A 23,270-nucleotide genomic window follows, 5' to 3' on the forward strand; every position below is an offset into this window, starting at 1 on the left:
TAAAACTTAATAAAATAATGCTATTCTTATTTTCAAACAGATTAATACTGGGTTATAATATGGTTTCAATAAAAATAGGAAGGTTCTTTTTATGCCAAAATTAGCAAAAAGTTTAAATGCAAAAATAAATACTAAAATCAAAAATTTGCCTAATTCTGCGATTCGCTCTTTTAACCAAAGAATTTCTACGATCCCAGGAATAATTAAATTAACTATCGGAGAGCCAGACTTAAATACACCTGAACATATTAAACAAGCGGCAATTAATGATATTACTGATGATGATTCTCATTATGCCCCAGAAGCTGGTAAAAAGAAGTACCTTAAAGCAGTGAGCAAGTATCTAAACCAAAGTTTAGGCGTAAATTATGATCCTGCAACCGAATTGTGTGCGACTGTTGGAGTTTCCGAAGGCCTGAACATTGCCGCCATGGCCCTTTTAAATCCAGGAGAGAAGATCATAGTTCCTACTCCGGTTTGGGGAGTTTACTTTGGCATTATCGAGATGGCTGGTGGCATTCCAATTCAGGTAGATACTTCTGCCGATAATTTTTTATTAACGCCAGCCAAATTAAAGGAAACACTGGAAAATGAAGGCAAAGGAGCGAAGGCAGTTGTCATTACTGACCCTTCAAATCCTACTGGACGCGTCTATTCTAAAGAAAACTTAGCAGAATTAGCCCAAGTCATTACTGACTACGACATGTTTGCGGTGAGTGACGAAATTTATGCAGAGTTGATATATGGTGATAAGAAACATTATTCATTGACCCAAATCATTCCTGAAAGAACAGTTTTACTTTCGGGATTATCCAAAAGTTTTGCTATGACTGGTTGGCGAATCGGCTATATTGCCGGACCAGCCGAATTAATGAAGTCAATGATCAAAATTAACTCATTTTTAATTTCTTCTGTAACTGATAATGTCCAAATTGGTGCGGCTGAAGCTTTGGAAAACGGCGAACAAGACTATATTGCAGCGCGTGCTAAATACCAGCGGCGCCTGCAAATTTTACAAGAGGGCCTGGAGAAAAACGGTTATACGTTAGCTACACCTGAAGGTGCTTTTTACATTTTTGCAAAAATTCCAGCTAAGTTCGGTTGTGACGATGTGGCTTTTGCTAATGATCTAGCTGAAAAAGCCAAAGTGGGCGCAACACCGGGCAGCTATTTTGGAGCCGGTGGCCAAGGGTATGTCCGCTTTTCCTATGCTTCTTCCGAAGAAAATATTAAAGAAGCGATCAGACGTATTTCTTCATACACTGAAAATAATTAAAAAGCTAATTTCTTGGGCTTGTACACAATTGTAGTTTAAACTGGATTGTGGAAAGATTTTTATTTATAAAAGAAAGGGTTAAATTATGCAAGTAACAATGAAAAACGAACCACTGTCAACTAACGGAGAGCCACCTAAAATTGGTGAACAATTGCCTAACTTTAAGGTAAAACAGGCTGACGGTTCATTTGCCACAGTAAACGAATTGATTGATAAACCAACTTTAATTAGTGTTGTGCCAAATATTAATACCAGTGTTTGCAGCATTTCTACTAAACACTTTAACGGCGAAGTTGACAAATTCGCTGGTATTAACTTCTATACTATCTCTACCAATACACCTGAAGAACAAAAAAATTGGTGTGCTGCTGAAGATGTTACTAAAATGAAGCTTTTATCTGATGAAGAATTTGATTTTGGTAAAAATATGAGCTTATTTATTGCAGACACCAAATTTGACTCCAGAAGCATTTGGATTGTTGATGCAAACAAGAAAGTTTTATATCGAGAATTAATTTCTGAATTAACTAATGAGCCTAACTACGCAGAGGCATTAGCATTTTTACAAGATTTAAAGTAGTTTAACGAAAAAGCGATTAAGTAAAAACTTAGTCGCTTTTTTATGTTAAAAAACCGGTTTATCTAAAACCTGCCACGTTTTAAAAGTTTGATCGGTTAAATCAAATGAAGCTGGTTCTAATAAAAATTCTTTTGCTTTTAGTACTAAAGGTGAAGAATTTGCAATAGTCAATTTGTTTAATGGAACTGAAAGTGCTCCTAAAGAATCTTGACCAGTAAACTGCTCTACTTCAGTTTTTATGTTACCTTTAACCTCATTGATGCGGTAAAAAACACAAATATGTTGGTTGAAATGCCATTGCTGATAATCCCAGGGATATTTAAATGAGGTTATGCCAATTTGAGCGCAATCCTCTACGACTAACCCCGTTTCTTCGTTTACTTCTCTTTTCACAGCGTCGAGCAGTTTTTCACCGTCTTCTAAACTGCCTCCAGGCAGATCGAAGCGATTAATAAAGGGGCCACCATTCTTTTTAATTACAACTAAACTGTTTGAATTGCCAATAATACCATAACAACCAAACGCGCGATGAAATTTATCTGTCATCCATTACTCCTTTATCTACAAATATTGACCAATAATTAAATAGTAAAATGGAAAAAAAGAGGCATGAAGTACTTACACTTTGAAGTTAACCACTAGAATTGGACGTTAACATTAATTCATGTTTGCTAAGGCCGTATTCCGATATTCAATCGGGGTGCGGCCTTTTAGCGTGTGCCTGATTCTAGCTTGATTGTAGTATTTGATCCATTTTTCCATGGCCTCCTGCAGTGCCTTCTTAGTAGGATAGGTATAGGTGTAGTAGTCTAGCTCAACCTTCATGATGTGAAAGAGACTCTCGCAGGCCGCATTGTCGTGGCAGGTCGCCCGTCGCGACATACTTTGAAAAACGTGGTGCTGCTTTAGGTCTGACAATATGCTTTGGACTGGTATTGAATGCCCTGATCGCTGTGAATCGTCATGCGGTAAGGCAGTTTGGGCCGGATCGCCAAAACCTGCTTGAGTCCATCTAGAACATATTTGGTCTGCGGCCACTGACTGATGGTGTAGCTGATGATTTCACCGCTGTAAAGATCTTTAAAGGGCGAGAAATATAACCGTTCGCTCATGCTCTTATTGCCATAGCGAAACTCGCTGATATCGGTGACTACCTTTTGGTAGGGCCGATCGGTCTTAAACTTCTGGTGGAAGCGGTTCTTCGCCTTCTTGCCTTGCGGACCTTTTGATGAATCATACTTGCCTGCACGCAAGTTGTATTTGCGGGCCAGCAGCTTGTGCTCCTTCATCAGGCGGTAAATGCGTTTATGGTTCACCTGCAAGCCGTACTTGATTTTTAGCGTGTCAGTCATGGGCAGGTAGCCGAAGCTGGGATTATGCCTTTTAACCACTTTAATCAGCGACAGTAAAGCCAGATCGCTGTATTTTTTCCGCCTGCTGCGCGGGTGATACTCGTAGGTGCTCTTGGCTAAAAAGCTATAGTGCAATAGTTCTTGCAGTTGATAGTTGTGCTCATGCCCTAGCTCTTGGATGATGGCCCGTTCTTCTTGCGTTGAGCGTCTTTGCGCCGAGCTAAGGCTTCGACTTTTTTTAGGTAGTCGTTCTCAATGTGGAGCTGACGGTTTTCTAAGCGCAGCCGCTCTAATTCAGATAACTCGCTGCTGGTATACTTAACTGGTTTTTTAGGCAATTTGTTCATTGGTGGTCGGCCTCGTTTGGTAAAGAGCGCATCAAGCCCGCCTTCATCAAAACGTTTTTGCCAAGTACAAATTAAGCTGGGTGTGGCAATTTTGAAGTGAATGGCGGTATTTTGATAGGTCTCGTCATGTTCTTTTCTCCAGTTTAAGACTTGGAGCTTGAATTGACCACGATAATTTTGCGAGGTGTGCCGAATTTCTAGGCCCTTAACACCAAAGTGCTGGTATTGCGCAGCCCAGGTATCAATTAGTTGATGTGATCCGGTGCCAATCATTTGCGCCACAGAACAGCTGCTGTAGCCTTCTTTGAGCAAGTTAAGCGCCTGTAATTTTTGTTTGACGGTAAATTTAACCATAGTAAAACCCTCCAGTTGGATTTTTGTCCAATCTAGAGGGTTAACTTCACTTCGTGCTTCTTTTTTTATTTTGCCAATTTTTAATCCCAAGTAGTATTTCTTGCTGCATCTTTTTCAGCTTGAATCTTCAAATTGTTTTCAATCTTGGCAACACTATCTTGATATTGTTCTTCAACTTCAATACCCAAGTCTGAAAGTTGTTGGTCAGACACTGGTGCCGGAGCATGCATCATCGGCTCTGAGGCGTTGGCATTTTTCGGAAAGGCTAAAACATCGCGAATATTATCTTTTTCAGCCAAAAGCATTGCAAACCGATCAAGACCAATAGCAAGACCAGCATGTGGTGGAAAGCCCATGTCTAGAGCGTCAAGCAAGTAGCCAAATTGTTCATAAGCACGTTTTTTCGAAAAGCCCAGTGCTTTAAGCATTTTTTCTTGAATGGAACGCTTATGAATACGAATAGAGCCACCGCCAAGTTCATCCCCGTTCATAACTATATCATAACTACGGGCGTGAGCTTTATGCGGATCAGTATCTAGTAATTTAATCCCTTCATCATCAGGCATTGTAAACGGATGGTGTGCCGCAATCCATCTGCCAAAGCCCTCATCATATTCAAATAATGGCCAATCAACTACCCATACAAAGTCAAATTCATGTTGAGGAATAATGGCGGTTTCTTTTGCAAATTCCCGTCTTAAATGATCAAGAGAATCACAGCAGACTTTCCATTTGTCGGCAATAAATACTAGTAATTCTCCACCCTGCAAACCAAATTCAGCGATTAAAGCAGACTTGTTTTCAGCAGTTAAAAAGCGGGAAACAGGTCCAGAAAATTCACCATCTTCATACTTGACCCAGGCCAAGCCCTTTGCATGGTAGCGTTTGATATAGTCTTGTTTTTGCTCAATTTGCTTACGGGAATACTTGTGTGCCCCATCTTTGACTGCGATACCTTTAACAAAGCCGCCATCTGCGATTGCTCCAGAGAAGACTTTGAAGTCACTGTCTTTAAAAATACTGCTTAAATCATGAATAAGCATTCCAAACCGGGTATCAGGCTTGTCAGTACCATATTTATTCATAGCGTCAGTCCAAGATATACGAGCAATTGGTGTTTTCAAATCAATATTCATGACATCTTTCATGATTTTTTTCAGTAAGCCCTCGGTATAATCTTGTACTTGTTGTTCATCAGTAAAAGAAGTTTCCATATCAATTTGAGTAAATTCCGGTTGTCTGTCACCACGCAAATCTTCATCACGGAAGCATCTTGCTAATTGATAATATTTATCAAAGCCAGCACCCATCAATAGTTGCTTAAAAAGCTGCGGTGATTGTGGCAAAGCATAAAAGCTGCCTGGATAAATTCTTGAAGGTACTAAATAGTCACGGGCACCTTCTGGGGATGACTTGCCTAAAATAGGAGTCTCGATGTCAATAAAACCATTTTGATCAAAAAATTCATGTGTTGCGCGTAATATTTTTGAACGTAAAATAATTGCTTTTTGTAATGCAGGCCTGCGTAAATCTAAGTAACGGTATTTTAGCCTGGTCTGTTCAGCTATTTCAACATTATCTTTTATTTCAAAAGGAGGGTTTTGCGATTTATTTAGAATTATGATTTCTTTAGCATCAACTTCGACTTCGCCCGTTTTCATATCAGGATTAATGCTAGAACGCTTAACCACCTTACCCTTAACTTGGATAACATATTCGTTTCCCAGAGAATCAGCCATTGCCATTAAGCTTTGACCAGAGTCATGATTTACTACTACCTGAACAATACCTTCACGATCGCGCAAATCAATGAATACTAGGTTACCCAAATTACGTACACGTTGAACCCAACCATAGAGATTTACTTCTTGATTAAGGTAAGCGGTCGTGATGTTGCCACAGTAATCAGTTCTTTTTTCCATTTGTTCCATTTTATTATTCCTTCAATTTTTTCATGACAGCAGTCATATTTTCAAGATCAGTTAATTCTAACTTAAATGTTTTTGCATCAGCAAGCCTTTTGACATTCAGTATTCCTGCCGCCATTTCTTTGGCACCCAATGTGATCACGTATTTTGCTTCAGCTCTATCAGCTTTTTTAAATTGTGCTTTCAATTTCTTCTGGTCAACATCGTATTGCACTTTCAAGCCCTGACTGCGAAGTAAACGAGCAATTTCAACTGCTTTTATTGCTGCTTCTTCACCAATATTTGTGATAAAGAAGTCGATTCCTTGATCTTCAAAAAGTGCAGGATTTTGCTTATGCAAGACAAGCATTAAGCGTTCTTCTCCTATACCGAAACCAACAGCTGGAGTTTTTGGTCCGTCAAATTCTTCAACCAAATTATCATAGCGTCCGCCACCTAAAATGGTTGATGCTGATTCCCAAATGCTTTTATCTTCGACCATAAATTCAAAAATTACACCCGTATAATAATCAAGGCCGCGAACGAGATCATTATCAATCACATATTTAATATCCAGTTGATCAAGCATCATCAATATCTGATCAAAGTTTTCCTTTGATTCTTCATCCAGATAATCAACTATCTTAGGTGCATTTGGCAAGAACTTCTTATCTTGTTCATCTTTAGAATCCAAAATACGCAAAGGATTTTTCTCTAAACGTCTCTTAGAGTCATCTGAAAGTTGATCTCTAACGGGCATAAAATAATTTACCAATGCATCATGATAATCTTGGCGTACCTGAGCATTACCCAAAGTGTTAATGTGCAACTCATAGTTCTTAACACCCAGTTTGGCTAAAAGATCATGAGCTAAAACTATTGTTTCTACATCTGCTAACGGATTAGCTGAGCCGAAACTTTCAATGCCAATTTGGTGAAATTCCCGTTGACGTCCAGCTTGAGGTCTTTCATAACGAAATGTTGATTCTATGTAATAAACATTTAACGGCTTGGCTACCTCTGGTGCATAGAGCTTATCTTCAACATAAGCACGAACGACGCCAGCAGTCCCTTCAGGACGTAAAGCGATGTGTCTGCCGCCTTTATCGTTAAAATCATACATTTCTTTTTCGACTACATCAGACGTTTCACCGCTTGAACGTGAAAAAACATTATAGTTTTCAAAACTTGGTGTCCGAATTTCCCGGTAATTTGCCTGCTTAAAAAAATCACGCAGAATCTGCTCTACTTTTTCCCATGAACCAGATTCATCTGGCAAAATGTCAACTGTTCCTTTGGGTCTTTGCACTCTCATTTAATCATCCTTTTAATTAAAAAACGTCCTTGAATAAATCAAGGGCGCTCTGAATTAGCACGGTACCACCTTTTACCTGCTGCGAATAACGCTCGCGAAGCGAATATTATCTGGTAAAGGGGTCACAGTTAGTTTTTTCCGCCTTTTCAGCGTAATTAGCGGTCTCTGTATAAAAAATACTAAACTTCAGTCTTTGTCATTGATAATTCTTTTTTTAGCTTATAGTTTTCAAGACAAAAAGTCAACCTATACTAGCATTGCGGCTTATTTTTTACAAATCAAGTACTATCGTGAATGGTCCATCATTTTGTAAATCTACTTTCATATCAGCCCCAAATTCACCAGTTTCAACTGTTAAGCCTAGTTTGACTAGTTCTTGATTAAAATCTTGCCATAATTCCTGGGACTTTGGCGGTTTCATAGCTTTAATGAAACTTGGTCTATTGCCTTTTTTAGTATCAGCTAACAAGGTAAATTGGCTCACGCTTAATATTTGTCCGCCAACATCTTTAATTGCCAAATTGGTTTTGCCATCTTCATCTTCAAAAATGCGCATTTTGGCTATTTTTGCAGCCGCCTTTTTGACCACATCAGAGTCGTCTCCGTCTTTTAAACCGACTAAAAGCAGGAGTCCCTTGTTAATTTCTCCCACTACCTTGCCAGCAATATTGACGCTGGCATGATTTACTCTTTGAATAACAATCCGCATTAATTATCTGCTCTCCTTGTTTGATATATATCCGGAATATCGCGTAACTTAGTTAAAATACCATCTAATTGCGCCGAATTATTGACGGCGACTGTGGCGTAAATGTGAGCAATATTATCTTCATTAACCTTACCAGAAATATTATTAATATTAGGAGTTAATGTGTTTAATTTAGTAATGACATCAGTCAGCAGTTTTCCTCTGTTATAGCCAAAAACTTCAATGTTAGCGTTAAAAGCTTGGGCACTATTTTCTTCAACGTTTTCCCACTGAACTTCGATCAATCTGCCCTTGCTTTCGTCATTATTGACTATATTGCGACAATCTGCACGATGAATAGTAACGCCGCGTCCTTTAGTCACATAGCCCACAATTTCGTCGCCCGGAACAGGGTTACAACATTTAGCCAAATGAAGCATCAAGTCACTAATTCCTTGAATCATAACCCCATTTTTGTGCTTGATCTTCATTGCCTTAGAATCTTTTTTATGGGGTTGAGGCTCCGAAACAGATTTCTGACCTGAATTTAATATTTCTTCTTCAAGCTGCTTTTGCTTTTTTCTTTCATCTTCACGCCGCAAGTCTGCTGTTAATCTGTTAACCACGCCAATAGCTGAAAGATCACCGAAACCAATTGAAGCATACATTTCATCAGCGTTGTGGTAATTTAGCTGGTCTAAAAGCGGCTCAATATGCTCTTTTGACATAAACTCTTTAGGCGCAAGACCTTGATCGCGGAGCTTCTCAGCAACCATTTGTTCACCCTGCTCAATGCTGTGGTCACGATCTTGGTTTCTAAAGTAACGGCGAATTTTATTGCGGGCGCGTGAAGTTTTGACCATGTCCACCCAATCACGAGAAGGACTGGCATTAGATTGGGTCATGATTTCAATTACGTCGCCATTTTTAAGTTTATAATCCAATGGTACCAATTTACCATTTACCTTGGCTCCAACCGAATGACTACCGACTTGAGTATGAATTTCATAAGCAAAATCAAGAGTCACTGAGCCTTTGGGCAATTCGTAAACTTCACCCTTAGGCGTAAAGACATAAACCCGATCTGAAAAGATTTCACTCTTAACGCTTTTCATAAATTCATCGGCGTCTGAAGTTTCATCTTTTAATTCTAAAATTTCACGGACCATGTCCAATTTTTCATTAGAGCTAGTCTGCTCTACGCCCTTTAAATTACCTCTTTTATAAGCCCAGTGGGCAGCTACACCGTATTCAGCCACTTCATGCATTTGTTCAGTTCTAATCTGAATTTCCAGCGGTCGACCCCCGGGGCCAATAATTGTAGTGTGGAGTGACTGGTAACCATTTACTTTAGGTACAGCAATATAATCTTTAAAACGACCTGGCATTGGTTTCCATTTAGTATGAACAGCACCTAAAACCGCATAGCAATCTTTCACCGTTTTGACTATCACGCGTACGGCCAACAAGTCATAAATTTCATTAAAGTCTTTATGCTTATTAACCATTTTTTTGTAAATGGAATAAATATGCTTTGGCCGACCATATATCTCGTATTTAATACCTAAGCTATCTAAACTGTCTTTAAGTGTCTTAATTGCATCTTGGATATAATTTTCTCTTTGACTACGTTTAAGACTCATTAAATTAACAATGCGATAGTAAGCTTTAGGGTTCAAATAATGAAAACTCATGTCTTCAAGTTCCCATTTGATCGTACCAATACCTAACCGATCCGCCAAAGGCGCATAAATATCCATTGTTTCAGATGCAATTCGGCGCTGCTTATCAGGACGCAAATGTTCTAAAGTATGCATATTGTGCAGTCTATCAGCCAACTTGACCATAATCACACGGATATCTTTAGCCATTGCGATCAACATTTTCCTGTGATTTTCAGCTAAAAATTCCTGGTGTGACTTATACTGATATTTATTTAGTTTTGTTACCCCATCAACAATAAAAGCTACATCTTTACCAAACTTTTCTTTGATATCATCATTAGTTACTGGTGTATCTTCAACAGTATCATGTAAAAAACCTGCCGCTATAGTATCAGGGTCAAGACTTAATTTGGCAAGAGTTCCAGCAACTTGAGTGGGATGAACAATATAAGGCTGTCCGGAAGCTCTCTTTTGCTCACTGTGCGCATTTTTAGCAAATTCGTAAGCTTCTTCAACAAAAGCAATTTGCTTATCGTTCATATACTTCTTGCAGGTATCTATCACCTGCTCGTGCGTCATCTCAATGTACTTAGACATATAAACCGACCCTTCTAATATTAACCGTATATTTGGTTATCCATTACACCAAAAATCTCTAAAATAAGATAAATTAGTCCAAATAAAAAGTTATAATTAGCATATTTGAATAAAACAATTAGGCAAAAACAGCCTGGCATAAATAGCAGCCAGTAGTGTTTAAGATTAATTGTTTTAATCAACTTACCAATATGATAGCTGATTATACTGTTAAAGAGAATAAAAAGTAATCCTACCCGCCAAATAGTCCCTATTCTTAATAGACTGAAAATAAGGGGTAAGATAACAACTAAAATGCTCCACCATATTACTGGCATTACCTTATAACTATTTAATTTGTTAATTAAAGGTATGTTTTTTAGTTTATCAAGCAACTTACTAATTCCTTACTAATTTAATTATCTATTATAACTCTTTTTAGTTATCTTTTCTTTCTATAATTAATCCAACCCAGCGCCCATGCTCGATTGTCAAGTCAATTTTAAAATCATGCTTTGTCAAAGCGGCTTTGATTTTATCCAGCTGAGTATAATCTATTCCCGAAAAAATCACTTTACCACCTGCATTTAAGTGTTCATTTAATTCAGGAATTAGCTCAAGCAGAATTTCCGCCAAAATATTAGCAATAATAATGTCATATTTGCCTTCTACACCATTAAGCAAACTAGCCTTTTCCACCTTGATATTTGCCAAATGATTAAGAGCGATATTCTCTTTTGCCGCTGTGACAGCTTCATCCGAGATATCGGTAGCCACAACAGAACTGGCTCCCAATAATGAAGAAGCAATGGCCAAAATACCAGAACCTGTCCCCACGTCACAGACAGTCTTTGGCTCAGTTAGTGCTTGTTCTAGTCCCATTAATGCTATTTGCGTTGTCTTATGTGTGCCAGTGCCAAATGCCAAACCAGGATCAAGTTTGACTAACTGCTGATCTTTAAAAGCTGGTTGATAATCTTCCCATTCTGGCACAATTGCCAAATGCCGCGAAAAGTTTATGACATGATAAAATTTTTGCCAAACTGTGTTCCAATCTTCGTCTTTAATATAAGAAGTGGTTATTTTTGCTTTGCCAATTTGCAAGCCATAACTTTTTAACTCAGCTAATTTCTTCTGGTACTTTTCAACCAGTTCAGCTTTATCTTGTTCAATATCAAAATATGCTAAAAATTGTAAATCTTGTGGTAAGTCGTTTATCTCACTGAGGTTAACAATCGTGGAGTCTGATTCCCAGCCAGCCTGCTCAAAATCAGAGCGTTTGCGTGATTCAGTCCCTAAACAGTGCAATACATCTTGACTGTAGATATTTAAAGCATCTTCAACTTCATGGCTGGTTTCAATTTTAATAATTAATAATTTCATTATTTTTTTAACTCCCTTTTTATTTTCCTTTTTATCAATGCTATCATTAAAAAGGTGATATTAATGTCAAAAAAGAAAAATAAGATTGAAAAAACACTAGTAGAAAAAATATTGGATAGAGATAAGATTCCATACCGGCAAGCAGAATTTGCTACACATGAAGATTCAGGTGGTGTAGCCCAAATGGATACATCCATTTTAAACGAGAATGAACATTTGGTCTATAAAACACTCGTGTGTTCCGGCAATAAAATTCCAACTGTTGTTGGTGTAATTCCCGTGACTGAACATTTAAGTTTAAAAAAACTGGCTAAAATTTCAGGAAATAAAAAGTGTGAAATGCTTCCTTTAAAAGATTTAGAAAAAACAACTGGCTATGTTCATGGTGCAAATACTCCGATTGGGATTTACTTTAAACACCACATTCCTATTTTTCTTGATAAAAGTATGCTGCAAGAACAAGAAATTGCAGTTTCGAGTGGTAAAGTTGGTCGGAGCGTTTTTTTAAAACCGCAGGATTTGCAAAAAGTAACTAATGCCAAATTTGGTGATTTGCTAGAATAAAAGAATATTTAGACAATAACACTCCCTTTGAGAATTATTATCTTTTAAAATATTGTTTTGGTCATAGTAATAAAGCGCTTTTTCTAATATAATTAAAACAAATACCAAGTAGACAGAATAGGAATAAATAAATGACATTATTAACAGATGAACAGCTTGCAAATATTGCACATGACTACTTCTTGAGCAAACTGAATATTGCTGAAATCTCAAAGAAGTATAACCTTTCCCGTTATCTGATAGCCAAGGCAATTGATGAAGCTGAAAATAAAGGGATTGTTAAGATTAGCATTTATCAAAGCCCCAAACGAGCACAAAATTTGGAACGAAAATTCCAAAGCCTTTTTGATCTGAAAGAAGTTTATATCTTAGAAGATAAAGAAACTAAAAACCAAGACAATGAAATGATTGTCAATTTTGCGGCAAAACAAATTCAAAATTATATTACGTCTGCCAATGTTGTTGGTCTTACTTGGGGAACACTTTTAAGGGATATTATTGATGATTTTTCAACAGAAACTCGCCCTGACCTGACATTTGTTCAACTATTGGGTCAGGTGGTTAATGCTAGCAAACGCAAGCAGCCACTTATTCAACATGCTGCTGACAAATTTAATGCAAAAAGTCTAACTTTTCCCGCTCCTCTTTATGCCATTGATCCGGGACTAGTCAAAAAAATTCAGCAAGAGCCCTATTATCAATATATTGAAAAGTATTTTTCAAAACTTGATCTGGTGTTTGCAAGCATCGGTACCATGCAATCGCTGGAATCTGGACAATTTTTTATGGATTATTACGCTGATAAGCTATTTACAGGTATTAAAAAAAATCAGTTAGCAGGGATTATTTTTGGCAGACCGTATGATATTAAAGGTCGCTTTTATAGCCCTATTGAGCCCCACATATCTGGCATCAGTCTTTCAGACATTTTAGCAGTTCCTGATCGATTTGTAATTGTTAAAAACCGGTTTAAGGAAGATGCGCTTTTGGGGGCTCTCAGATCCGGCGTAATAACACATTTAATAACCACTTCAGGTATAGCTGAAAGAGTTCTACGCAAAAACGAAGCACTTTAATTGGCGGATTTTTTACAGAACTTCTCTTTATATAAGCTAGTAATATAATTTTGCAGATCTGCAACTGAATGTGTTCTTGAACGAGCGCATTCTTTAGCAGGTTTTGAACATAAAAAGCATTTGCGCACAGGCAAGCCTAGATCTTTGCGGGATATTGCCTGTTTTTGTTTTCTAATTAATACATCGGCATCAAATAACCGATTAATTTTTTGCTTATTCTCAAATTCAACTGCCTTTTTTTTAACTGAACGATAATTAGCATCAACAAGATAAAAATTTTCTGAACCTGTAGCTCTCTCCCAATGTTTATACAAAGTAAAAGGTAACTGGCTATTTTGCAAAATTTCTTCCAAATTTAGAATACCTGAAGCAAAAATTTCTTTTAAATAGTGATTGTTTTTGATAGGGCCAGGAATGTTTAATTTAACATCCAGTAGCGTACATTCAGGAAACTTTTGAAATGTTGTTTGTTGCAACTCTGCTCTTTCATCTTTATTTGCTAATACCTCTGTAATACTCTGTGGTTCTCCTTCAGCAAATATTGTTTTTACCATTTTATCATCTTCTTTCTATTTTTATATTATAACTAAAAAGTGTGAGAACAAGTCTTAGCCTCATTCTCACACTTTATTAAAATAATTAGTTAATCTTTTACTTGCTTAATTGTATCAATAATAGTGCCATCCCGATATTGAATTAAAGCAACAACACGATCAGTATATTCTAGAGGCTTGGGAATTCCAACCTGTTTTTGCGCCATTTCTTGAAGTTCTTTGATGTCAACAATATTGAGCTCAGGAACTTTAGCAAAAGCAGCTATTAAGTCTTTACGGCGGGGATTAATCGCAATTCCTCTTTCGGTCACTAAAACATCAATTGAATCTCCTGGTGTAACAACTGTTTCCACTTCTGGTACTACTGTAGCATTGCGTCCACGTACTAGCGGAGCAGTGATAATAGTCATTTTTGCTGCAGCCGCATCTTGGTGACCACCTATGGCACCACGAATAACACCATCGGAGCCTGTCATTACGTTAACGTTAAAATTGGTATCAATTTGCAAAGCTGAAAGAATAGCCACATCTAAGTTATTTACTACAGCTCCTTTATTATGAGGATCAGCGTACCAGGAAGCATCAATTTCCTGTTGGTTTTTATTTTGGGCCATTGAAGCTGCAGCACCCTTGTCAAAGTCCTGAACATCCATGATTTTCTTGACCAGGCCTTCCTCAAGAAGATCAGTCGTAGGCTTAGTTATACCGCCTAGCGCGAATGATGCCTTAATCCCATCCTTTAGCATAGATTCTCTTAGGTATCTGGTCACTGCCAACGCAGCTCCTCCAGACCCGGTTTGGAAAGAAAATCCTTGTTTATAATATGGTGAATTTGTAATTACCTGATTAACAGTTTGTGCAATTTTCAGTTCTTTAGGATCTTTGGTGAAACGAGTTGCCCCTGAACCAATCTTATCAGCATCACCAATTTGATCAACCTGCACAACATAATCGACTTGAGTTTGTTTAATTGAGGCAGGCGTATTCGGATAATCAACAATATTGTCAGTCAACAAAACTACTTTATCCGCATATTGTGCATCAATCAAAGCATAGCCCAAGGATCCAAAAACTGCATCCCCTTCTTGGCCATTAGCATTACCAGCTGGGTCAGCATTTGGGACTCCTAAAAATGCCACGTCAATTTTGATTTCCCCTTCTTCAATAGAACGGGCTCTATTGCCGTGAGAACGGAAAATTACTGGGTTTTCCAGACCACCATGGGAAACAAAATCACCTAAACTACCTCTCATTCCAGAGGATGTGATATTGGTAATGACACCCTTTTTAATTGCTTCAATTACAGTGTCATTCATAACACCAGTTAAGGAAGATGGAGCTAAAGTTAAGTTTTGATAACCCAGTTTAATAATTAAATTCATTACTTTATTGAAAGCAAAATCACCATTTCTAAAATGATGGTGAAACGAAATGGTCATACCGTCTTTTAGAGTTTTCTTAATAACATCTTCTAAAGAATCTACCACTTTTGATTCTCCCGTAGTAACTTGCACTTTAGGAGCCACTCTTTTTACTTCAGGATTACCTATTTCCACAGATTCGAATGGTTTAAGATTCATTTTTGTCATCAAATCATCAGGCAAATTGCGTTTTACTTTATTCTCCAATGTAATTACCCTCCTCATCAATTAAATTCGATGCTTTAGCTGTTTCAATAACACGGTTAGCCTTCTCAACAACTGGTTTGTCGACCATTTTACCGTTCATTGAAATAACGCCTGAGCCTTTTGCCTTTGCTTCTTGAATAGCATTTTGGACAGAAAGAGCATTTTCAATTTCTTCTTTAGTAGGGTTAAATACCTTGTTAACCATAGGTATTTGTCTTGGATTAACTAGAGACTTGCCATCATAACCAAGTTCATAAATATATTTTGTTTCGCGGTAGAATCCTTCAGTATCATTCATATTTGAAAATACAGTATCGAAGGCATAAACATCGGCTGCTCTAGCGGCTTGCAAGACCATGTTGCGGGCAAATTCAAGTTCACGCCCATCTGGATAACGGTGTGTGTGCATATCGGCAGTATAGTCTTCGCCGGAAACAGCTAAGCCCATCATTAACGGGGTTGCAGTTGCAATTTCTGGAGCATTGAGAACACCTTTTGCACTCTCAATCGCTGCCATAACACCAATAGAGCCTTTTTGAATACCGTATTCTTCTTCCGCTTTTTCCATATCCGCCACTAATTTTTTAATCATGGCGGCCGATTCAGTTTTAGGAAGACGAATAACATCTACTCCAGCGCGAACCATAGCTTTGACATCTTGGTCATAAAAGGGAGTGTCTTGACCATTAATTCTAACGACAATTTCAGCACCGCCAAAGTCAACTGTTTTAATAGCCTTAAATACTAACATTCTGGCTGCGTCTTTTTCAGTTAATGAAACTGCATCTTCTAAATCCAGCATAATAGAGTCCGCTCCATAAATGCCAGCGTCTTTAACCATTGCAGGATTATTACCTGGTACAAACATCATTGTTCGACGCAAACGATTTTTAACATAAGTCATTTATTGCAATACCTCCAATCTTGGTGCATCAGTAGTTTCAGTTGCTCTTTGCGCAGCTGCTAATGTTCTTGCAGCAATCACGCAGTCAAGCGCTCCTTTGTCAGTAGCCTTAACTTTTGCGTTAGTAATACCAAATTTATTAAGTGTTTCAGTTATTACCTTTTTAATTTGATCACCGTATGATTTAGCTACCTCTGAATCCAGATCAACTTCAATCCCATTTTGACCAGCAGAGATCATAATCTGAATATCTGAAGATTCTATTGTTCCTGCTACTCCAACAGTTTTAATTTCCATCAATGTTCATTCCTTTCTTGATTCTTTCTTGTAAAATTTGATAATTTTCATTTATAAAATTCATTGTAGTTGGTGGAACTAGAGTGGAAATATCTTTTAAATCACTATTTTTGATCAATTGGCGCACACTAGTTGCCGTAATTATTTTCTCGTTATCACGAAAACGGTGCACGATTTTAACAGCAATAGTGGGACTAAGTATTTTTTGTAAACTTTGATTATAGAAATTAGTCGTCCTTGAAAATGGCTCAGTACCTAGATATCGTTTCTTAATTGTCAATTCGGGTGCAATAATATTTTTAAAAATTAAAGCGTCAATCTCCGTTTGCGTTGTAATTAGTTCATCAGGTGACTTTAAAAAATAAGCTGGAAATGTCGAGCGTGAAACTAGGTAATCTCCACCACTAACTACCACCACATTTTTAAAGTTGGCAGTTCCTTTTTTTACCAAATCTATTCTTTCTGATGTTTTAAATAAAGAAGCATCTGTAGCTACTACAAAAACATAAACTAAATCATTTTCACTACTTACCAGTTGTACTAACTTTTGGTGGCCCAAAGTAAATGGATTAGCATTCATAACAATTGCTGCAACTTCTTTTTGATTTTGGTTTTCAATTCTAGGTATTTTTGCTAAAAAGTCTTGAATACTTGGTGTTCCACTTTCTAAAAAAGCCGCAGTATCAGTATGAGCCAATTCATTAAAACCTAAATGGGCGAAACTAGAAGAATATTTTGCCTTGGTAAATACGAATGAATGATAAATTTTCTGACCAAAAAGGTATTCTTGTAGAGCCGAAACTATTTGATTAAAGCGTGCCCCGTGAACAGCTTCATCATTTGACACAGCTATATATTTAAGAACCTTGCCCGCAATACTACCAGTTCCAACCAAATGGCCATCTTCATCTATTAAGCCAACAGTATGATCGAGCACGTCAACTTCGCGGGAGCTGAAATCTTTAATACCTCGATTAATTAAGAAGTTTTCCCACCTTGCCTTCGTGTCTGGAAAAGTTAAATTAAGGTCTATAGTTTTATCCATTTATTTGGTTCTCACTTTAGCTAAAATTTTTGTAAAAATTTCATAATTTCTTGATACATTTTCAAAGGCTGTTCCGCCTGAATTAAGTGACCACAGTTTGCTATTATTCCTGTGTAAATTTTAGGATTCAATTCCCTCATAGCATAGGCAAAATGATAATCAAAAAAGGGTGAATTTTGTCCTGCTAAAACGAGCATAGGAACTTTCAAGCTAATTAAAATGTCCCGCCAATCCTGCTCAGCATGATCTATTCGACAAAGATAATTTTCTTCAGCATTATACGGATATTTTTGGGCTTCAATTTTGGCCTTTTTAAACATCTCATCATTGATATGAGCAAAAATACCATTGCCCAGATCTGCCTTTAAATAATCCGGATAATTTTTCCAAGTTAGATCTTTAAATCCATAGTGCCAGGTGCTGTCTTGAATCATTTTGGGAGGTTGATCTAAGTCAACAATTGCCTGCAATCTTTGAAAGCCAAATAGTGAAACATAAGCCCAAATGTTTGCGGCTCCCATGGAATTACCAACAGCAATAATATTTTTTAAATCTAATCTGCTAATGAGCTCGGCTAAATCAGCTGCATGGCGACTAATACGTTGCCCCTTAAACGTTCTTTGAGAACGTCCCTGATTTCGAGGATCAATTATTATAAAGCGGTAATCTTCTGTGAAAAGCTTTACAGCCTCTTGCCATAATGTTGCAGAACTACCTATGCCAGGAACAGCTAAAATAGGCTGACCACTTTTTAATGTATCGTAATAAGTTATTCGAATACCATCATTAGTTATAAAATTGTTTGCCTTAAGCATTTACCAAATTCCAATAACTTTCATCCATAACGTGCCTATTACGCCGAAAATCAGTAAATAGAGAATTCCTAAAATAAAGTTATATTTCCACCATTCACTCTGCTTAATGTAACCAGTTGTAGCTAATATAGAGGCCGGTCCGTTAGCGTAATGAGTGGTTGAAGCATTAATTGCCCCGGTAAACGCCAAGAGCATAGCTGATAATCCTAATGGAGCTCCTGTAGCAACAGCAACAGATAAAAATGGCAGGTATAATGCTGTCATATGTGCAGTACCACTGGCAAAGAAGTAGTGGGTGTAAAACATCAATATCACTAAAACAGCTAATACTATTTGCCAGCTTATTCCGTGAAAACTAGTCTGAATAGTCTTGGAGAACCAGTCAATGAAGCCAAAGGAAATAAGTTTACTTGCCATAAATATTAAAATTGATAGCCAAATTAGAATGTTCCAAGCTCCAGTTTGGTTTAAAGCATCTTTCATAGTTAAGACGCCTGTTAATAGCAACAAGCCGACAGCCAAAAAAGCTACAAAAGTAGAATCTAATTGAGGAATTTTGAAGATTCCGGATAAAACCCATAAAATAATAGCCAGCAAAAATACTATTGACATAATCATTTCAGGCTTTGTCACTGGTCCCATTTTTGCTAAACGGTCGCTGGCCCATTTTTTAGCATTGGGAGTTTCTTTAATTTCTGGAGGAAAAATTTTATAAATCACAACCGGAATAATAATAGTTGCAACTAAAACAGGAACTATTGCTGCTGTAAACCAGCTGATCCAGGTCATATTATAATTTTTCTGTGCCGCCATTTGAGAAGCAACCATATTAGGAGCAGCACCTGTAATAAACAGAGCAGTTGACAGAATGTTGGCATGGAAAGCGGTAAAACTAAGATAAGCTCCAATTCTCTTTCTTGAATGATCGTTAGGCTGGGAATCATAATCTTTAGAGATTGATTCTGTTACCGGCCAAACTACACCACCTGTACGTGCACTATTTGATGGTATTAAAGCTCCTAAAACTAATTCCAAACCAGTAATTGCATAGCCGATTCCAATGGACTTTTTACCAAACTTTTTAATCATCCAATACGCTATCCGATTACCTAAACCGGTTTTACTAATACCATATGCCATGATAAAAGCCATAGCAATTAGCCAAGAAGCAGAATTACTAAAGGCGCTAAGAATACCAGTGGTTACTTTACCAGTTTTTGGATCTACAACATCTTTGATTGGAGCCAAACCAACTAAAACTGTCACTATCAGTCCAATCAAAGTAGTACCGCCTATGGGCAAGGGCTTTGTAATACAGCCAACAATAGTTGCTACAAAAACGGCAAACATCTCCCATGCGGGAGCAGACAAGCCAGCTGGACGCAAAGGCGTGATGCACCAAAGGATAACGCCAATCACTAAAGGTAAAATAAAGCCCTTATAATTAACTTTTTCAAGTGTTTTCATAGTAATTACCTATAATTTTTAATTTTCCGGACGATAAAAATCGTCGATAATTTCATAATTCTTATTCTTTAATTCATCATCAAGCCAATCTATATTTCCTGAACCATCATGAAAACTAGCAGCTTTTGCTTCATCTTTTTCATGAAAATCCTGAACAATCGGCAACAATTCAGATGCTTCTTCCAAAGCGATTTTGATAACACCGTCAGCGTCACCTAAAATGACGTCACCGGGGTTAACACTGACGTTACCACAAGAAACCGGTACATTTATTTCTCCCGGTCCTTCCTTGTAGGGACCGTCCGGAGTTGTACTTACCGCATAAATAGGCAAATCCCAGTTGCTTAAACTATCAATGTCTCGTATAGGTCCGTCAACAACTACACCAGCTACATGTCTTTGATCGCGCAGCCATGTCATCATTACTTCACCAATAACCGCCCTAGTATTGTCATTTTCATTATCAATGACAACCACGTCGCCTTCATGGCAATATTTTAAAGCCGCATAAATAGTTAAGTTATCACCGGGACGATTATGAACTGTGAACGCCGGACCACACATTTCTTCATGTGGGTGCGACATCAGTCTAATTCTGGGCGCCATTGCACCTGTCCTATTCATACAGTCAGCTACATTTGATGAGGGCAGCTTTTTATATGCAGCAATTAATTCCTTTTGCGGAAGATTCCTTTGTAAAAAAATTCTTTTTCCAACCTGCATTATTTATGCCTTCTTTTTAATTAATCTAAAGTGATATTATCTAGCACTTCCTGCATTTTGGTAGCCGAGTTCACCATCTTTGCCTTTTCAGGTTCTGAAAGTTCAGTTTCAATAACCTGACTGACTCCAGACCCGTCGATTACTGCAGGAGTGCCCAAATAAAGATTGCTTTTAATACCATACTCACCATTAATTGGTGCAGATAAAGGCAAAGCAATTGAACGATTAGTCAATATTGCAGTAACAATTTGCGTTAACATCATCGCAATGCCGTAAAATGTTGCACCTTTATTTTCAATGATTTTTCCACCTTTTTGACGAATATTCAGTTCCACTTGGTTCAGAATATGATCATCAATATTAGCAAATTCTTTTAGTGATTTACCGCTAACAGTTGATTCATCAAAATTTTCAAAAGATGTATCACCATGTTCGCCTAATACCATAGAATTAATTTCAGCTACAGGAACATTTAATCTCTTAGCTAAATCTACTTTTAAACGAGCAGTGTCAAGCGAAGTTCCCGTACCTATTACTTTATTTTTAGGAAAGCCAGATAGTTTTTGGGTTAAAGTTGTCAATATATCAACTGGATTAGCAGAAACTAGGAAAATACCATCAAAGCCCGATTCGACTACTGGTTGAATGATACTTTTCAAGATGCTAACATTCTTATTCACAAGATCAAGTCGACTTTCTCCTGGCTTGCGAGGAACGCCTGCTGTAATCACAACCACAGCAGCATCTTTTGCATCGGAGTATTCACCGGAATGAATATTACACTCGCCTGTAAAAGGCAGTATATCTTCCAAATCCATTGAATCTCCCACCGGACGTTTCTTGAGCACATCACAGATTACTAACTCGTCAACACTAGTATGTTGCAGCAAATCATTTGCAAAAGTTGAACCTACAGCTCCGTCTCCAACCAATAATACTTTTTTATTCATTAAGTCATTTCCTTTCGAATTTTTTAAAAATGTAATCACTTACATAAATATTATAAATTTTATCTCTGCTATTTGCAATATTTAAAATAAATAATTTATTTTTTTAAATTTTTCAAAATAAAAACAGTCTTCCATATTTAAAATTCGGTTTGTCAATAAGGTAAAATTAGTATTTTCGACATAGCGCTTATTTAGGAACCTAAAATAATAAAAAAAGCCCTTCGCCGTTGCTAAACGACAAAGAACTTAAAATTTATTAAATATAAACTTATTTATATAAAGCTATAATTTTAATAGACACATCAGTGCAAAACCACAGCTTACAAAAGTGGAATCTAGCAAAATACCTAACAATATTGCCAATGGCTGACAATTCTTTTTCAAACACTAATTTAGTTAAATTATAGTTATTGTTTTTTGACGAACTTGCTCATTTGTATTCCTGCTTGCCTACCAAAAATGACTGTTTCAGCAATCGAGTTGCCACCAATTCGGTTATTTCCATGTAATCCACCTGAAACTTCTCCCGCAGCATAGAGGCCTTTAATTATGTTGCCATCTGTATCATAAACTTCGGTTTGGGGATTTATATGGATACCACCCATAGTATAGTGAATGGCCGGGTTAATATGAATTGCAAAGAATGGTCCCTGCGCAATTTTATGCTCCATTCCCGTTGATCTGCCAAATTCTTTATCTGTTTTATTTGTGACAGACTCATTCCAATTAGTAATAGTTTCGTTCAAGTTCGAAGCTGTGACACCAATATTTTGAGCTAGATCAGAAATTGATTCTCCATGACTAACCAATCCTACGTGATCATAAAATTCAACGGCAGTAAAGTTATTTCTAATACCTTGATCGAAAACCAAAAAAGCGCCGTTTTCATTTAAGTTGCTAATTGCGTCAGAAACAATTTTACGTGTACTTAACTCGTTGACGAATCTTTTACCAGATTTGTTAACTAGGATAGCTCCTTCTCCTCTTAAGCCTTCTCCTATCAAGTAGACGTGGTCACTATCAGTTTGTGCAGTTGGATGTACTTGAATAAAGTCCATTTGCTCCAGCTGTGCATCAATTTGACTAGCAAGCTTTAAACCATCGCCAGTAGCACCAGGCTGATTCGTAGTCTTATAATTTACCAGGTCAGGACGATATTTTTTAATTAATTCTTTAGATGAACCAAAGCCACCTGAAGCTAAAAGAATGGCGTTTGCACTCACTTTTACTTGTCCATTCAGAGTATCAACCTGAACACCAGTTACTTGCTGTTTGTTATCTTGTATAAGCTTAGTTACTTTTGCATTATTAAAAACTGGGATTTTATCTTCTTGTATTTGCTTTAAAGCTCCAGTTACTAAATAATTGCCGACTGGTGCCATTGAAGCAGGACGGTGAGCTCTCTTTTTGCTCATACCACCAGTAATAGTTAAATTAGTTAGCTCTATACCGTGATCCATTAGCCAATCTATTGCTAGAGCAGAATGATCGACAAAATAGCGTAAAAGTTCACGGTCGTTCATCATTCCTCCGCCTTTGAGAGTTTCACGGTAAAAATCTTCTTTATCGTCTATAATTCCCTGTTGTATTTGAACAAGACTTTCAGAAGCATTCATTCCAGAAGAAGCCCTGTTTGTGTTTCCACCTAAATCAGAATTCTTTTCAAAGACAGCAACCTTCAGTCCTAATTCATGAGCCTGAATAGCTGCAGTTAAGCCGGCACCACCTGCACCGATTATAATTGCGTCGTAATTTTCTTGTATTTCAGAAGCCTTATTAGGCGTAAAAACAAATTTACCCATTGA

23 protein-coding genes are annotated in these 23,270 nt (G+C 37.3%); 4 read left to right on the forward strand and 19 right to left on the reverse strand.

The genetic code is table 11. The annotated features are described in order from the left end of the window. The first annotated feature begins 91 nt into the window (after positions 1-91). Entirely contained in the window at positions 92-1,276 is a 1,185-nt protein-coding gene (locus tag DLD54_RS04695; RefSeq protein ID WP_109918412.1) for a pyridoxal phosphate-dependent aminotransferase, read from the forward strand. A gap of 85 nt (positions 1,277-1,361) precedes the next feature. After that, the gene (gene tpx, locus DLD54_RS04700; protein ID WP_109918413.1) at positions 1,362-1,856 is read left to right on the forward strand and encodes a thiol peroxidase; all 495 of its coding nucleotides are present in this window, start codon (positions 1,362-1,364) and stop codon (positions 1,854-1,856) included. A 45-nt stretch (positions 1,857-1,901) separates the two neighbouring features. Here the strand turns inward: tpx and DLD54_RS04705 are convergent, their stop codons facing one another. From DLD54_RS04705 to prmA, 9 genes are all read right to left on the reverse strand, one after another. Next, on the reverse strand, positions 1,902-2,402 hold the full coding sequence (locus DLD54_RS04705; protein WP_109918414.1) for an NUDIX hydrolase: 501 nt from the start codon (positions 2,400-2,402) through the stop codon (positions 1,902-1,904). Between the two features lie 111 nt (positions 2,403-2,513). After that, positions 2,514-2,738 carry an IS3 family transposase gene (locus DLD54_RS04710; RefSeq protein WP_109918415.1) on the reverse strand — a complete coding sequence of 75 codons (225 nt, stop codon included), beginning with the start codon at positions 2,736-2,738 and terminating at the stop codon, positions 2,514-2,516. A gap of 23 nt (positions 2,739-2,761) precedes the next feature. Then, a complete protein-coding gene (locus DLD54_RS04715) occupies positions 2,762-3,343 on the reverse strand; it encodes a DDE-type integrase/transposase/recombinase (RefSeq protein WP_109918416.1) in 582 nt (193 codons plus the stop codon). A gap of 32 nt (positions 3,344-3,375) precedes the next feature. Next, complete coding sequence (locus tag DLD54_RS04720) at positions 3,376-3,909, reverse strand: helix-turn-helix domain-containing protein (RefSeq protein ID WP_038523504.1); 534 nt, start codon at positions 3,907-3,909, stop codon at positions 3,376-3,378. Between the two features lie 80 nt (positions 3,910-3,989). Further along, positions 3,990-5,840: an aspartate--tRNA ligase gene (aspS, locus tag DLD54_RS04725; RefSeq protein ID WP_162542258.1), complete on the reverse strand. Its 1,851-nt coding sequence runs from the start codon at positions 5,838-5,840 to the stop codon at positions 3,990-3,992. A gap of 4 nt (positions 5,841-5,844) precedes the next feature. Continuing rightward, on the reverse strand, positions 5,845-7,131 hold the full coding sequence (hisS, locus tag DLD54_RS04730) for a histidine--tRNA ligase (protein WP_109918418.1): 1,287 nt from the start codon (positions 7,129-7,131) through the stop codon (positions 5,845-5,847). A gap of 271 nt (positions 7,132-7,402) precedes the next feature. Continuing rightward, positions 7,403-7,840 carry a D-aminoacyl-tRNA deacylase gene (gene dtd, locus DLD54_RS04735; RefSeq protein ID WP_109918419.1) on the reverse strand — a complete coding sequence of 146 codons (438 nt, stop codon included), beginning with the start codon at positions 7,838-7,840 and terminating at the stop codon, positions 7,403-7,405. Then, a complete protein-coding gene (locus tag DLD54_RS04740; protein ID WP_109918420.1) occupies positions 7,840-10,080 on the reverse strand; it encodes a RelA/SpoT family protein in 2,241 nt (746 codons plus the stop codon). Before DLD54_RS04740 ends, dtd begins: the two co-directional genes overlap by 1 nt. Before the next feature lie 417 nt (positions 10,081-10,497). Continuing rightward, on the reverse strand, positions 10,498-11,442 hold the full coding sequence (gene prmA / locus DLD54_RS04750; RefSeq protein ID WP_109918421.1) for a 50S ribosomal protein L11 methyltransferase: 945 nt from the start codon (positions 11,440-11,442) through the stop codon (positions 10,498-10,500). A 63-nt stretch (positions 11,443-11,505) separates the two neighbouring features. Here prmA and ybaK point away from each other — a divergent pair, with 63 nt between their 5' ends. Both ybaK and DLD54_RS04760 read left to right on the forward strand, forming a co-directional pair. Then, positions 11,506-12,006 carry a Cys-tRNA(Pro) deacylase gene (gene ybaK, locus DLD54_RS04755; protein WP_109918422.1) on the forward strand — a complete coding sequence of 167 codons (501 nt, stop codon included), beginning with the start codon at positions 11,506-11,508 and terminating at the stop codon, positions 12,004-12,006. Positions 12,007-12,137: 131 nt separating this feature from the next. Continuing rightward, positions 12,138-13,082 carry a sugar-binding transcriptional regulator gene (locus DLD54_RS04760; RefSeq protein WP_109918423.1) on the forward strand — a complete coding sequence of 315 codons (945 nt, stop codon included), beginning with the start codon at positions 12,138-12,140 and terminating at the stop codon, positions 13,080-13,082. Here the strand turns inward: DLD54_RS04760 and citX are convergent. From citX to DLD54_RS04810, 10 genes are all read right to left on the reverse strand, one after another. Next, on the reverse strand, positions 13,079-13,636 hold the full coding sequence (citX, locus tag DLD54_RS04765; RefSeq protein ID WP_109918424.1) for a citrate lyase holo-[acyl-carrier protein] synthase: 558 nt from the start codon (positions 13,634-13,636) through the stop codon (positions 13,079-13,081). The genes DLD54_RS04760 and citX overlap by 4 nt on opposite strands. Positions 13,637-13,725: 89 nt before the next feature. Next, on the reverse strand, positions 13,726-15,264 hold the full coding sequence (gene citF, locus DLD54_RS04770; RefSeq protein ID WP_109918425.1) for a citrate lyase subunit alpha: 1,539 nt from the start codon (positions 15,262-15,264) through the stop codon (positions 13,726-13,728). Further along, the gene (locus DLD54_RS04775) at positions 15,254-16,168 is read right to left on the reverse strand and encodes an aldolase/citrate lyase family protein (RefSeq protein WP_046327174.1); all 915 of its coding nucleotides are present in this window, start codon (positions 16,166-16,168) and stop codon (positions 15,254-15,256) included. The genes citF and DLD54_RS04775 overlap by 11 nt, the downstream gene beginning before the upstream one ends. After that, positions 16,169-16,465, reverse strand: coding sequence for a citrate lyase acyl carrier protein (citD, locus tag DLD54_RS04780; protein WP_109918426.1), 297 nt, complete (start codon positions 16,463-16,465; stop codon positions 16,169-16,171). It abuts the gene before it with no gap. Then, positions 16,455-17,510, reverse strand: a complete 1,056-nt coding sequence (gene citC / locus DLD54_RS04785; RefSeq protein WP_109918427.1) for a [citrate (pro-3S)-lyase] ligase — start codon at positions 17,508-17,510, stop codon at positions 16,455-16,457. The genes citD and citC overlap by 11 nt, the downstream gene beginning before the upstream one ends. A 20-nt stretch (positions 17,511-17,530) precedes the next feature. Continuing rightward, a complete protein-coding gene (locus DLD54_RS04790) occupies positions 17,531-18,325 on the reverse strand; it encodes an alpha/beta fold hydrolase (protein WP_109918428.1) in 795 nt (264 codons plus the stop codon). Further along, a complete protein-coding gene (locus DLD54_RS04795) occupies positions 18,326-19,792 on the reverse strand; it encodes a DASS family sodium-coupled anion symporter (protein ID WP_109918429.1) in 1,467 nt (488 codons plus the stop codon). Between the two features lie 18 nt (positions 19,793-19,810). After that, the gene (locus DLD54_RS04800; protein WP_038522814.1) at positions 19,811-20,515 is read right to left on the reverse strand and encodes an RraA family protein; all 705 of its coding nucleotides are present in this window, start codon (positions 20,513-20,515) and stop codon (positions 19,811-19,813) included. A gap of 20 nt (positions 20,516-20,535) precedes the next feature. Beyond that, positions 20,536-21,465 carry an L-lactate dehydrogenase gene (locus tag DLD54_RS04805; RefSeq protein WP_109918430.1) on the reverse strand — a complete coding sequence of 310 codons (930 nt, stop codon included), beginning with the start codon at positions 21,463-21,465 and terminating at the stop codon, positions 20,536-20,538. 407 nt (positions 21,466-21,872) lie between these two features. Continuing rightward, positions 21,873-23,267, reverse strand: a complete 1,395-nt coding sequence (locus DLD54_RS04810) for a flavocytochrome c (RefSeq protein ID WP_109918431.1) — start codon at positions 23,265-23,267, stop codon at positions 21,873-21,875. Positions 23,268-23,270: the final 3 nt, after the last annotated feature.

Source organism: Lactobacillus helsingborgensis (assembly GCF_003173695.1).
Lineage (GTDB): Bacteria > Bacillota > Bacilli > Lactobacillales > Lactobacillaceae > Lactobacillus > Lactobacillus helsingborgensis.

Coding starts and splice junctions, on each gene's coding strand:
- DLD54_RS04695 (WP_109918412.1), top strand. CDS start 92: ATGCCAAAATTAGCAAAAAGTTTAAATGCAAAAATAAATACTAAAATC.
- tpx (WP_109918413.1), top strand. CDS start 1,362: ATGCAAGTAACAATGAAAAACGAACCACTGTCAACTAACGGAGAGCCA.
- DLD54_RS04705 (WP_109918414.1), bottom strand. CDS start 2,402: ATGACAGATAAATTTCATCGCGCGTTTGGTTGTTATGGTATTATTGGC.
- DLD54_RS04710 (WP_109918415.1), bottom strand. CDS start 2,738: ATGTCGCGACGGGCGACCTGCCACGACAATGCGGCCTGCGAGAGTCTC.
- DLD54_RS04720 (WP_038523504.1), bottom strand. CDS start 3,909: ATGGTTAAATTTACCGTCAAACAAAAATTACAGGCGCTTAACTTGCTC.
- aspS (WP_162542258.1), bottom strand. CDS start 5,840: ATGGAACAAATGGAAAAAAGAACTGATTACTGTGGCAACATCACGACC.
- hisS (WP_109918418.1), bottom strand. CDS start 7,131: ATGAGAGTGCAAAGACCCAAAGGAACAGTTGACATTTTGCCAGATGAA.
- dtd (WP_109918419.1), bottom strand. CDS start 7,840: ATGCGGATTGTTATTCAAAGAGTAAATCATGCCAGCGTCAATATTGCT.
- DLD54_RS04740 (WP_109918420.1), bottom strand. CDS start 10,080: ATGTCTAAGTACATTGAGATGACGCACGAGCAGGTGATAGATACCTGC.
- prmA (WP_109918421.1), bottom strand. CDS start 11,442: ATGAAATTATTAATTATTAAAATTGAAACCAGCCATGAAGTTGAAGAT.
- ybaK (WP_109918422.1), top strand. CDS start 11,506: ATGTCAAAAAAGAAAAATAAGATTGAAAAAACACTAGTAGAAAAAATA.
- DLD54_RS04760 (WP_109918423.1), top strand. CDS start 12,138: ATGACATTATTAACAGATGAACAGCTTGCAAATATTGCACATGACTAC.
- citX (WP_109918424.1), bottom strand. CDS start 13,636: ATGGTAAAAACAATATTTGCTGAAGGAGAACCACAGAGTATTACAGAG.
- DLD54_RS04775 (WP_046327174.1), bottom strand. CDS start 16,168: ATGACTTATGTTAAAAATCGTTTGCGTCGAACAATGATGTTTGTACCA.
- citD (WP_109918426.1), bottom strand. CDS start 16,465: ATGGAAATTAAAACTGTTGGAGTAGCAGGAACAATAGAATCTTCAGAT.
- citC (WP_109918427.1), bottom strand. CDS start 17,510: ATGGATAAAACTATAGACCTTAATTTAACTTTTCCAGACACGAAGGCA.
- DLD54_RS04790 (WP_109918428.1), bottom strand. CDS start 18,325: ATGCTTAAGGCAAACAATTTTATAACTAATGATGGTATTCGAATAACT.
- DLD54_RS04795 (WP_109918429.1), bottom strand. CDS start 19,792: ATGAAAACACTTGAAAAAGTTAATTATAAGGGCTTTATTTTACCTTTA.
- DLD54_RS04800 (WP_038522814.1), bottom strand. CDS start 20,515: ATGCAGGTTGGAAAAAGAATTTTTTTACAAAGGAATCTTCCGCAAAAG.
- DLD54_RS04805 (WP_109918430.1), bottom strand. CDS start 21,465: ATGAATAAAAAAGTATTATTGGTTGGAGACGGAGCTGTAGGTTCAACT.
- DLD54_RS04810 (WP_109918431.1), bottom strand. CDS start 23,267: ATGGGTAAATTTGTTTTTACGCCTAATAAGGCTTCTGAAATACAAGAA.